This window comes from Maribellus comscasis (genome assembly GCF_009762775.1).
GTDB lineage: Bacteria > Bacteroidota > Bacteroidia > Bacteroidales > Prolixibacteraceae > Draconibacterium > Draconibacterium comscasis.
In genome coordinates, this window is sequence record NZ_CP046401.1 from 1,083,387 (window position 1) to 1,095,844 (window position 12,458).

General features: G+C 39.3%; 9 protein-coding genes. 4 read left to right on the plus strand and 5 right to left on the minus strand.

The window, feature by feature from the left end; all coding sequences use genetic code 11:
- Positions 1 to 16 precede the first annotated feature (16 nt).
- Positions 17 to 1,357: a signal recognition particle protein gene (gene ffh / locus GM418_RS04460; protein ID WP_158863562.1), complete on the minus strand. Its 1,341-nt coding sequence runs from the start codon at positions 1,355 to 1,357 to the stop codon at positions 17 to 19.
- A gap of 201 nt (positions 1,358 to 1,558) precedes the next feature.
- On the opposite strand from ffh, the gene GM418_RS04465 reads away from it, so the two are divergent.
- Positions 1,559 to 3,691 (plus strand): Tex family protein, encoded by a 2,133-nt coding sequence (locus GM418_RS04465; RefSeq protein WP_158863564.1) that lies wholly within the window; start codon positions 1,559 to 1,561, stop codon positions 3,689 to 3,691.
- A gap of 63 nt (positions 3,692 to 3,754) precedes the next feature.
- Here GM418_RS04465 and GM418_RS04470 read toward each other — a convergent pair whose 3' ends face one another.
- Together GM418_RS04470 and GM418_RS04475 are read right to left on the minus strand one after the other, a co-directional pair.
- Entirely contained in the window at positions 3,755 to 4,846 is a 1,092-nt protein-coding gene (locus tag GM418_RS04470; RefSeq protein ID WP_158863566.1) for an acyltransferase family protein, read from the minus strand.
- 288 nt (positions 4,847 to 5,134) lie between these two features.
- Positions 5,135 to 5,383, minus strand: coding sequence for a hypothetical protein (locus GM418_RS04475; protein ID WP_158863568.1), 249 nt, complete (start codon positions 5,381 to 5,383; stop codon positions 5,135 to 5,137).
- Between the two features lie 250 nt (positions 5,384 to 5,633).
- On the opposite strand from GM418_RS04475, the gene GM418_RS04480 reads away from it, so the two are divergent.
- Positions 5,634 to 7,313 (plus strand): alanine/glycine:cation symporter family protein, encoded by a 1,680-nt coding sequence (locus tag GM418_RS04480; protein WP_158863570.1) that lies wholly within the window; start codon positions 5,634 to 5,636, stop codon positions 7,311 to 7,313.
- Between the two features lie 414 nt (positions 7,314 to 7,727).
- Complete coding sequence (locus tag GM418_RS04485; RefSeq protein ID WP_158863572.1) at positions 7,728 to 8,552, plus strand: hypothetical protein; 825 nt, start codon at positions 7,728 to 7,730, stop codon at positions 8,550 to 8,552.
- Positions 8,553 to 8,563: 11 nt separating this feature from the next.
- Here GM418_RS04485 and GM418_RS04490 read toward each other — a convergent pair whose 3' ends face one another.
- On the minus strand, positions 8,564 to 9,145 hold the full coding sequence (locus GM418_RS04490) for a hypothetical protein (protein ID WP_158863574.1): 582 nt from the start codon (positions 9,143 to 9,145) through the stop codon (positions 8,564 to 8,566).
- Between the two features lie 203 nt (positions 9,146 to 9,348).
- Between GM418_RS04490 and GM418_RS04495 the strand changes: the two genes are divergently transcribed.
- Entirely contained in the window at positions 9,349 to 11,841 is a 2,493-nt protein-coding gene (locus GM418_RS04495) for an endonuclease MutS2 (RefSeq protein WP_158863575.1), read from the plus strand.
- A 59-nt stretch (positions 11,842 to 11,900) separates the two neighbouring features.
- Here the strand turns inward: GM418_RS04495 and GM418_RS04500 are convergent, their stop codons facing one another.
- Positions 11,901 to 12,227, minus strand: coding sequence for a 4a-hydroxytetrahydrobiopterin dehydratase (locus GM418_RS04500; protein WP_158863577.1), 327 nt, complete (start codon positions 12,225 to 12,227; stop codon positions 11,901 to 11,903).
- Positions 12,228 to 12,458 lie beyond the last annotated feature (231 nt).

Here is a 12,458-nt window from a genome sequence, read left to right on the forward strand (position 1 = left end):
TGTGGTTTAGCTTAATTTAAAACCTTCTTCCTCCGCGCTGCATTCCGCTCATCACGCGTTGCATATTTTTACCCTGTGAAACCATTTTCATCATTTTCCGGGTTTCAGTAAATTGTTTCAAAAGGCGATTAACTTCCTGAATATTTGAACCAGAGCCGTCTGCAATTCTTTTTCTGCGGCTTCCGTTAATTAGTGAGGGGTTTTCACGCTCCTCATTTGTCATGGAAAAAATAATGGCTTCAATACTTTTAAAAGCATCATCATCCAAATCCATGTTCTTCATTGCCTTTCCCATTCCCGGAATCATGGACATCACGTCTTTCAGATTTCCCATCTTTTTTATCTGGTTTATCTGCTTCAGGAAATCGTTAAAATTGAATGTATTTTTTGCAAGCTTATTCTGCAGCTTTTTCGCTTCCTCTGCATCAAACTGTTCCTGTGCTTTTTCTACCAAAGAAACAATATCCCCCATTCCCAAAATACGATCAGCCATACGGTCGGGGTGGAAAACATCAATGGCATCCACTTTTTCGCCGGTACCTACAAATTTGATTGGCTTTTCAACTACCGATCGGATAGAAAGTGCAGCACCGCCGCGGGTATCACCGTCGAGTTTGGTAAGAACAACACCGTCGAAATCCAAACGATCGTTAAATTCTTTGGCGGTATTTACTGCATCCTGACCAGTCATTGAATCGACAACAAACAGAATTTCTTCCGGATCAACTGCTTTTTTTATCGCCGCAATTTCATTCATCATCTGTTCGTCAACGGCCAAACGACCTGCGGTATCGACAATGACTACATCATATCCTTTATTTTTGGCTTCTTTAATCGCAGCCTTTGCAATTTTTACAGGGTCCATGTTCCCTTCTTCGGTATAAACCGGAACATTGATTTGCTCTCCCAGTACTTTTAACTGATCGATTGCCGCCGGACGGTAAACATCGCCTGCTACCAAAAGCGGATGGCGTCCTTTTTTGCTTTTCAACAAATTGGCCAGCTTACCTGAGAATGTGGTTTTCCCTGAACCTTGTAATCCCGACATCAGAATTACGGTAGGATTACCGGTGAGATTCACATCTTCAAATTTACCTCCCATTAACGATGTCAACTCGTCTTTTACGATCTTCACCATCAACTGCCCAGGCTTAACCGCTGTAAGCACTTGTTGTCCGAGCGCTTTTTCCTTTACATCATCGGTGAATTTTTTGGCAATTCTAAAGTTGACGTCGGCATCAAGCAACGCACGACGAATATCTTTTAACGTTTCAGCTACGTTAATTTCGGTAATCATTCCCTGGCCCTTCAGTATTTTGAAGGACTTCTCCAGCCTGTCACTTAAATTCTCAAACATGCTTTAAAACTTTTCTAAATGAGTTGCAAAAATAAAGTTTAAAGTTGAATGATAAAAGTTTAGAAAAAAAAGTTTGTCGCAATTTTATCAGCAATTCCTCTTTGTAGATAATTGTTTCCCGAAAATACAACCGAGAGTCCGGTATAAACACAAGTTTCGAAAAATTTCTTTTGCTAACTTTGTGTTCCGAAAACAAAAAATATGAAAACTCAAATCATCGAAATTATAGCACAAAACCTTGGCGTAAGGACCAATCAGGTTTTGAACACCATAAATTTATTAAACGAAGGCGCTACCGTTCCGTTTATTTCGCGTTACAGAAAAGAGCGCACGGGCAGTTTGGACGAAGTTCAGATTTCAGAAATAAAAGAGCAAAACGAGAAATTTACGGAACTGGAAAAAAGGAAGGAAACCATTCTAAAAACCATTGACGAGCAGGAAAAACTTACGTCCGAATTAAAAGCGAGGATTGAGAATTGTTTTGATGCCGTTGAACTGGAAGATATTTACCTTCCCTACAAACCCAAACGCCGGACCAAAGCCACCATCGCCCGCGAAAAAGGACTGGAACCGCTGGCTAAAATAATAATGAAGCAAGTGGAACGAGATCCCGTTTTTCAGGCCAATTCGTTTTTGAATGAAGATGTGGAAACTGCAGAAGACGCACTTTCAGGTGCCCGCGATATTATTGCAGAGTGGATAAGCGAAAACGAAAAAGCAAGAAATATTGTTCGCCGCGGTTTTGATTTGGGAGCGGTTATTTCATCGAAAGTAGTAAAAGGCAAAGAGGAAGAAGCCGCCAAATACCGCGATTATTTTGACTGGAACGAACCTCTAAAAAAATGCCCTTCGCACCGTTTACTGGCAATGCGTCGTGGTGAAAACGAAGGATTTTTGAGGGTTTCTGTTTCGCCCGATGAAGAACGTGTTTTGGAAAATCTGGAACGCTTTTTTATTCGAGGGAATAATGAAAGTTCGGATCAGGTTGCGCTGGCTGTAAAAGACAGTATGAAACGGTTGGTTCAACCGTCAATTGAAACTGAGTTTGCCAATCTTTCAAAAGAAAAAGCCGACGAAGAAGCGATTAAAGTGTTTGCCGAAAATCTGAAGCAACTTTTGCTTGCGCCGCCATTGGGGCAGAAACGAATTCTGGCCATCGACCCGGGTTACCGCACGGGCTGTAAAGTGGTTTGTTTAGACGCCCAGGGAAACTTGTTGCACAACGAAACCATTTATCCGCACAAACCGCAGGAAGAACGAAAAATGGCGGCAAAAAAAATCACTTCGATGGTGGAAGTGTACCAAATTGATGCGGTTGCCATAGGAAACGGAACCGCCAGCCGCGAAACTGAAGCCTTTATAAAAAAACTGCGCTACAACCGAGAAATTCGGGTGTATGTGGTTAGCGAAGACGGTGCGTCGGTGTATTCGGCATCGTCGGTTGCGCGAAAAGAATTTCCTCAATACGATGTTACCGTACGAGGTGCGGTTTCTATTGGCCGAAGGTTGATGGATCCGCTGGCAGAATTAGTAAAAATAGATCCGAAAAGTATTGGAGTGGGACAATACCAGCACGATGTGGATCAGAAAAAATTGAAAAGCAGTTTGGACACTGTTGTCGAACTCAGCGTTAACTCGGTGGGTGTAAACCTAAATACGGCCAGTCAGCATTTGCTAACCTACATTTCCGGGTTGGGGCCGCAACTGGCTGAAAATATTGTCGTTTTCAGAAAGAAGAACGGTGCTTTTTCTTCCCGAAACGAGTTGAAAGATGTGCCGCGAATGGGGCCAAAAGCATTTGAACAAGCTGCCGGTTTCCTTCGGATTCCGGATGCGGAGAATCCACTCGACAATTCAGCCGTTCACCCGGAGTCGTATAAAATTGTTCAAAAAATGGCCAAAGACCTAAAATGCGAACTAAAAGATTTGGTGCGCAACGAAACGATGGTTGCAAAAATTAATTTCGAAAAATACCTGAGCGACGAAGTCGGCTGGCCAACGCTAAACGATATAAAAAACGAGCTGCAAAAACCGGGACGCGACCCGCGAAAACCCATTAAAGTTTTCGAATTTGCCGAGGGAATTTTTTCCATCGAAGATTTAAGAGAAGGAATTGTTATTCCGGGCATTGTAAACAACATTACTAAATTTGGCGCTTTTGTCGATGTTGGCGTAAAACAATCGGGGCTGGTACACATTTCGGAACTGGCCGACCGTTTTATTTCGGATCCGAATGAAGTAGTAAAACTGCACCAGCATGTAAAAGTACGTATAAAGGAAGTAGATGTCGCCCGCAAAAGGATTCAGCTTTCCATGCGGGGAGTGGAGCAGTAAACTATGGAACCGTTCAAGAGTCAGTAGTCACTCCACTTCGATGTAGGATTGATAATCAAACACCTAAAGACGAATGAATATCCTCTTCTTATACATAAAATAACAAACATACCACAACATAGCACCAGCTAGAACTGTTGACAAAACAATCAGGAAAACTTCACCAGTCCATCCAAAAATTCGGTAGATGAATGGATCAACCAGTCCGGCAAAAAAACTTCGGAATCTACCGCCCATAAGATAGATGAACAAAGGATTCATTCCAAATACGGCAAAAAACATAGGTACCTTCTTAACATTTAACACATCAATTATCCAATATGAAATTGCCATTCCAATCAGGCACCAGCCTCCACTTACAATAATAAAAGAGCTGGTACAAATATGTTTAATTATCGGAATATACGGGCTCATGGCAAAACCAACAATTACTCCGGCTACCCCAACTGACAAAAGAACCAGAATCTTCTTTTTAGGCAGCCAGTCATTTTTTAATATGTAGCCAACAATTACTCCCCAAATAGTGTGCGCGGAAGTGGGAATAGCATTAAACGGCACCCAGTTTCCATGTTCCAGACTTCCTGTAAGCATTAAATCAGTCCACGACCCAAAGTTTTGCCCTGCTGTAAAAGGATGATTAAATCCGTCAACAGGCCAAAAACGGTATAACAAATCTGAAACAAGAATTAAAATAAATGAGATGAGCAACTGCCACACGATTTTTTTTCGCATGATGAGAAAGGCAAGCAGATATGTAACAGAAAGCTGTGCCATTACATTATTAAAATTTGAAGTAGTAGGACTCGAACTTATTGCCCAACCAATCAGTAATAAAAAAAGACACCGAAGTAAGACGTGTTTGAACGTTTTCATCCAGCTATCTCCCCTGTCCCAACGTTTTGTTAGCGAAAACGGCATGGCAATACCAACAATAAACATAAAAAAGGGCTGTATAAGATCCCAAAAATGAAGACCTTCCCATGGAACATGTTCCAATTGTTGTTGAAAAAAGCGTAAAACAACGCCACTTTCGGATAAATCAATCTTACTAAACAACCCGCCAATGCCACCTACCAGCATAAACATTGTAAAACCACGAAAAAAGTCAATTGAAAAAATCCGATCCTGTTCTTTGGATAAATTTGTTGTATTCATTGGTTTAGATTTAACAAGTTCGGAAATTAAGTATAATATTTATGGAATTGGAATTTTTCCCGCGAAAATATTTATCCGGTAGAAAATAAATTAAAAAAGAGATTTCTTTAGCAATGAATGATCCTTTAATTTGCAGGGTAACTATCTACTGTTTTGAAATCCCTTATTTCAGAAAATTATCTGCTTTATTTTCAAGAGACATTCAGTTCCGAAATTTTCGAGAACAACACTCACCCTTCCTCATTGCTCGTTTTGCTGTATTAACGGGCAGGTTTTCCAAAGGGTCTTTTATTCCTCGCTGTCATCCAGTAATTCCTCATTCTCAAATTCTTTTTCAAGAAAATCTTCTGCTTCCTCAACCAGTTGCGAAATTAAATCTTCATCTCCCGGTTCACCATCAATCCAGTGAATTTCCTGGTTATTCCAAAAATCATCAATATCGGCTTCAATAATAAAACGAGGATTTTCGGTATGAACCACAAAAATAGTATCCGGAGTTTCCAGAGAATTGTCGGCGAGTAAAAATCGTGGTAACATGGCTTTATCTTTTTATCGTTAAATAATTGAATGACTATAAACAATTGTATTGTTTCATTACAAACAAAAATAAGGGATTAAATTGATATAAGACACACAAAATCAGCTACGAATATTAAAATGATGTAAAATAATACACTAAGCTAACATTTAGAAATTTAAAAATCTGATTTTATTGACTGACAATAATGCTTCCAAAATAGAAAGAGATTACTATTTTTAGCACTCTTAATAAAAAAAACTGCCTGTAATGAACAAACTAAATGACATCCTTTCTCTCATCGATGGTTATATTGGCGGATCTCAATGGTTCGTTTTCTTATTGTTGGGAACCGGAATATTTTTTACCATTTACTTAAAATTTCCCCAGTTTCGGTATCTGAAACATTCCATTCGAATTGTACGTGGAAAATTTGACAAAGAAGGAGACAAGGGTGATACCTCTCATTTTCAGGCATTAACTACTGCTTTGTCGGGAACTGTTGGAACCGGAAATATTGCAGGAGTTGCTTTGGCCATCCATCTGGGAGGACCGGCAGCATTGTTCTGGATGCTGGTAACCGCCGCTTTAGGAATGACAACCAAATTTGTTGAGGTTACACTTTCGCACAAATACCGTGAAACTGCTGCCGATGGTTCCATTGCCGGCGGCCCGATGTATTACATGAAAAACAGGCTAAATTTAAAGTGGCTGGCTGTAATTTTTGCTATTGCTACTATACTTTCCTCTTTCGGAACCGGAAACTTGCCACAGATCAACAGTATTTCCAATTCACTTTTCGAGACCTTTGGAATAAACCACATGCTCACGGGGGGAGTATTAGCTGTTCTTCTTGGCTTTGTTATTATTGGCGGAATTAAACGAATTGCCAGTGTAACATCAAGGCTTGTGCCTATTATGGCGTTAATATATTTTGTAGGTGCCATTGCTGTAATTATTTATAATTACGAAAATATTGTTCCATCGCTTGTTTCCATTTTTGGCGATGTATTCACAGGTTCAGCAGCAGCTGGTGGATTTTTAGGCGGAAGTATTGCATTTGCTTTTAACCGGGGCGTAAACCGCGGACTATTTTCCAACGAAGCAGGTCAGGGTTCGGCGCCGATTGCCCACGCAGCAGCACGTGCACATGAGCCTGTTTCTGAAGGTTTGGTAGCACTTCTCGAACCTTTTATTGATACTATTATTATTTGTACCATAACCGGTTTGGTTTTGCTTTCGTCAGGGGTGTGGACCGAAAAAATGGAAAATACTTTTCAGGAAACAGATATGGTTGTTCTGGATGGAACTTATTCAGAAGGTAATAAGGAGGATGTGCAACAACTACACAATTACCTGGTTGGAAAAGCCGACCTGCCATTGTTTACCGGAACGCTAAATGTGACTAACGGGATCATTGAAAACCAGCCAACCGTTTTGCATGCACGCTCGGTAGCCGAAGAAATAAAAGTTTGGATGAATGATCAGCCATACACCGGTAAAATAGAATTCGACGAAGGAAATATCGCAAGTGGCCAGGGTGTTACATTAACCGGAAAATCGTTAATGCACAGCGCCCCTCTTACTACTGTTGCTTTTACCCGGAGTTGGTTTGGCGATTATGGAAAATACATTGTATCCATCGGTTTACTGATGTTTGCCTTTTCAACGGCAATAAGCTGGTCGTATTATGGCGACCGCGCCGTTACTTATCTCTGGGGCTCAAACAAAGTAATATATTACCATATCATTTATGTTATCGGATTTTTCCTGGCATCATTTACCGATACAACCATTATTTGGACACTCTCCGGAATTACTATCGCTTTGATGACCATTCCCAATTTATTTGGAATTCTCTCGCTGGCAAAAGAAATGAAACGTGAGGTGAAATCATTCTGGCAGGAATATGCAAACCGTTTCCCTGATGAAAAACTGCCAAAGGGATAATTAAGTTTTTATATATCAGAAATAAATCAGTTGTTGTTCGTTAAAGACAGTAGCTTTTTTATGTTGGGTTAAATGCAAATTATAAAAATTATCAAAGGACTCTTTATATAAACTAAAAACATTCTAAATTATAATCTTCCGGAATTTATAACAGAAATCTGGCTATTTTTATTTCCTCCTAAATAAACCAAATTTTCAATAAATGAGAACCTCTTATAGCCCTATAGTTAATGTGAGATATTTACACCACATATCGCTTAATTATATCTTTCTCTTTCTTAAGTACCCAGAGATAATTGACCAGAAATTCAGACTATTTTCCAACGCCGTGCCCCCAAAGGCGGGTGTTTGCTTTGGGAACTAAATAAAACATTTATAAAAATTTAATCCCTTCCCAAATTAATAAAACCAAACATGAATACACTAAAATTAAAACTCTTAAAAAAAACAATTCTTCCACCGCTACTATTATTGCTCACTTATACTTTATTTGGACAAAGAGGATATCTTGTAACCGACAGCACCACGTTGAGTGGAATAAAAATAATGGATAAAGGAAAAGTAGGAAACGCCTTGTGGTGTGAAATAAAAAAAGGGAATAAAACACAAAGATTTTCTCCCGATGATGCAAAAGAATATGGATTTAATGATGGACGAACCTACGTGTCAAAAGAAATACCATATTCCGATTCAACCAGGCGTTTCTTTCTTGAAGAACTCGCAGAGGGAGAACTAACGCTGTTTTATCTTGCCGAAAAAAAACATCATACTTTTTTCATAGAAAAGGACAGTACCTCTTTTTCTGAACTTCGCAAAGGAAAGAAACATAAAGATTCATATTTCCAAAATCAGCTAGAGAAAATTACATCCGATTTCCCTGTAATTAAAGAGAATGCCCGTTTTGTTAATTATAATCCAGAGGACTTAGGAAGATTTATTACCGATTACAACAACCGTTTGTACCGTCCATTTCCTCGTATAAGGATAGGAATTGTTGTCGTCTCCGAAATGTCAAAATTTAAAGCACCGGCCCAAAAAACAGATGGTTATAAATACGTACTGGACTATAGCAAAGTAGATTTCAAATATAAAAATCTGCCAAACTGCACTAAAAGAAGCTGGTGTTTCAACTTTTGTAAATTCAGCAAATTTGAGTGTTGGAATGTATCTTTCAAAAAATTAACCTGCAATATAAAAAAACACGGACAGTTGAATTTGAACTGGAACCAACTTTTTTAGTATCCAGATAATTAAACGAGCAACCTCAATTTTGGCTCGTTTTTTTGTTGTTTTTCAGTTTTAAATGAAAACAACTCATTAACACTTGTCATCCAGCTCTTGCCAAAAATTTCAAAATCGTTTGTTTTATTTCTACTTTTCAAGGTAAACAACCAATGATGTATATGTCTCGTAATTCTATCCGGCGATTCCTGAAACCGATAATCTGAATGCATATTTACTTCTACCACTGTGCCTGTAAATTTATAGTTTATCCGAAAAGAACCGATAGAATACTTGTAAGCGGGATTATAAATATCTGCCTGACTGATACAAAAGAAACCGCTCTTCTGTCCCTCTCTAAAACTTTGTTGTACAGAACTCTTCAGCTTATTCAGAACCGTTTCGTTTTCGACAACAAGCTTCTGCGTGTCAACAACCATACTTCTTCCCTGTCCCCGAAAATAGTTCATCAAAAACTTCCGGGGTAGTTTAAACAAAGAAATGTACGACATTGCCAGAACAGAATTGAATTTTCTTTTAAAAAAATCTTCGCTTATTTTCGGCACAAAATGGTTCCACAGGTACAGGTCGATACTCATTAATAGTTTCATAACCAGAAGTATTTTACAATTTAAAAAATCAAAACCATCGTAATTTGATGTATATCCCGAAAAAATAACACCACAAAACACAGTATGTTTTTTGAGAAATGTGAATAAATCTAAAAAAGCAGACAACACAAAACTCAAAACATTAAATTTTAAACTTTCTACCTAAAACTGATTTATTATTTTTGCGCTGAAAAACAAAGACAATGCAGAAAATTTATCCTGAAAATTTTGAAGTTAAAATTGGGTTCGACCGTATTCGCGAAATGCTACACAATAAATGCCTGAGTACCATGGGAAGCGAATGGGTAGATGAAATGCATTTTCAGGAAGAAGTTGAAAATATTCAGAATCAACTGGGAGAAGTTGATGAATTCTGTCGGATTATCCGCGAATTTGACAACTTCCCGGCCACTCATTTTTTCGATTTACGCAGTGCTCTGCAGAAAATAAAAACCGAAGGTCGTTTTTTGGAGACAACAGAACTGTTTGACTTGAAACGTTCGCTGGAATCGGTTCGCGCCATTGTTTTCTTTTTTAACAAACAGGACGATGAAGTATTTCCCCTGTTAAAAAAGAAAACTACTGCTGTTCAGATTTTTCCGTACATCTACGATCGTATAGACAGTATCCTGAATAAATTTGGTAAAATCCGCGATAACGCTTCACCCGAACTGGCACAAATCAGAAAAGATATTATTTCAAGGCAATCGAGCATGTCGAAGCGGCTGCACGCTATTTTAAAACAAGCACAAAAAGACGGCCTGGTTGACGATGAAGCAACGATCTCCATTCGCGACGGGAGGGCTGTAATTCCGGTTTCAGCATCAAATAAAAGAAAGCTGCAGGGTATTGTTTACGATGAATCTGCTACCGGAAAAACATCGTATGTTGAGCCCAACGAAATCGTGGAAATGAACAACGAAATTCGCGAACTGGAATATGCCGAACGACGTGAAATTGTAAAAATCCTGACCGACTTTTCCAACGACATCCGGCCCTATCTGGACGAACTGTTTTATTCCTACGACTTTTTAGGAGAAATTGATTTTATCCGCGCCAAAGCGATGCTCGCAGTTGAGTTCGATGCCATTAAACCTGATGTGCAAAACCGGCCTGTTGTTGACTGGTACCAGGCAATTCACCCGCTCCTTCAAAAAACATTAAAAAAAGAAAACCGGAAAATCGTTCCTTTAAATATCCGCTTAACAGAAGAAAAACATATTTTGCTGATATCAGGGCCAAATGCCGGGGGAAAGTCTGTTTGCCTGAAAACCGTGGGATTACTGCAATACATGTTGCAGTGCGGACTTTTAATTCCCATCAGCGAAGGGAGCAAAACCGGCATTTTCAGTCGCCTTTTTATTGATATCGGCGATGAGCAGTCGATGGAAAACGACCTGAGTACCTACAGTTCGCACCTGATGAATATGAAACATTTTGTAAAGTTCAGCGACGAAAAAACACTCATCCTTATCGACGAATTTGGAACAGGCACCGAACCCATGCTGGGAGGTGCAATTGCAGAGGCAATTCTGGATCAGCTCAACCAACTGCGAACATTTGGGGTGATTACAACGCACTACACCAACCTGAAACATTTTGCTTCATCGGCAGAAGGGATTGAAAACGGGGCGATGTTGTATGATTCGCAACATATGAATCCCTTGTTTCAACTGGAAATAGGGAAACCCGGAAGCTCTTTTGCTTTTGAAATCGCACGAAAAATTGGTTTGCCCGAAGATATTTTGGAAAAAGCGACTGAAAAAGTGGGGAAAAAACATATCGATTTTGATCGTAACCTGCGACAAATCAATCGCGACAAACGCTACTGGGAAAGTAAACGGAAAAAAATTCGCCAGGTGGAAAAGATCCTGGATGAAATGGCAGCCAATTACGAAAGCGAATTACAGGAAACAAAAAAGCTGCGAAAAGAAGTGCTGGCCAAAGCCAAAGAAGATGCAGACAGATTGCTTTCGGGCGTAAACAAAAAAATTGAAAATACCATTCAGGAAATCAGGGATGCACAGGCAGAGAGAGAACGTACAAAAAAGGCGAGGGAAGAACTGGACGACCTGAAAAAACTTGTAAAACACAAGAGTGACAGCGACGATAAATTTATTCAGCAAAAAATTGACAAACTCCGTCAGCGCGAAGATAAGCGGAATAAACGACGGCCAAAAGATGAAAAAAAACCAATTCCAAAAGAGAAACTGGAAGAACGGGTGGAGTTAAAACCCGGTGATAAAGTTCAGATTAAAGGTCAGAATACAGTGGGCGACCTGATTGAATTGAATGATAAAAACGCGGTGGTTGCATTTGGACAACTGATTACCACATTACCCCGAAAACAGGTGGAACGCATCAGCAATAACGAAGCAAAAAAACTGGAAAAAGGAAAACGTACGGGGAATTCTTCTTTAACCCAAAATTTCTCGCAACGGCGCTTAACTTTTAAACCCGAAATTGACATTCGCGGACAACGTGTGGAAGAAGCCATTTCAAAAATTCAGGAATTTATCGATGAAGCCATTATGTTTGAAGTGGCACAATTGCGGATTCTTCATGGAAAAGGCCACGGCATTTTAAAATCAACCATTCGCGACTATTTACGTTCGGAACCCATGGTACGCAGCTACAAAGACGAACATGTGGATTTTGGTGGTGCGGGAATTACAGTGGTGAATCTGGCTTTGTAACGAAGCCTGCGCTATCCCCTCAAAGGAGGTAAAAAAAGGGAGCTGAACTCCCGTAATTCTTACAATTCATCAATTTTTGCAGCCATAATAAAATCATTCTCTGACAGACCCCCGATGGCATGCGTGCTCAACTCTACATCAACACTTTTGTAGTGAATACAAAGGTCAGGATGGTGGTCCTCTTTTTCGGCAATCCGCGCCACTTCCTGTGCAAAAGCCATACTTCGTTTAAAATTTTCAAATGGAAAACTGTACTTTATTGTTTTATTGTCGATCACATTCCAATCGTTTTTTAACCTTTCCAAATATTTTTCAATCTTTTCGCTCTTTAATGGTTCTTCATTTCCGTTGCAGGGTTCACATTTTTGTTCTTTTAATAGTAACATAATATTTCAATTTTTATGATTCATAATTTACTGTTAAAGTCAGTGAAAAGAATATGCCATGAATTGTAAGCTGGCCGAATAACCGGTAAACAGCCGCAAAAACCGGTTTAAACCATTTAGATTTTAAAAAATTGTGGATTCTATGCACGGGAGATGGGAAAGCTGTTCCACACCAAACTTCAACACAAAAAGAAATAAACTCTTATTTTCAACGAAATAAAACACAGGAAC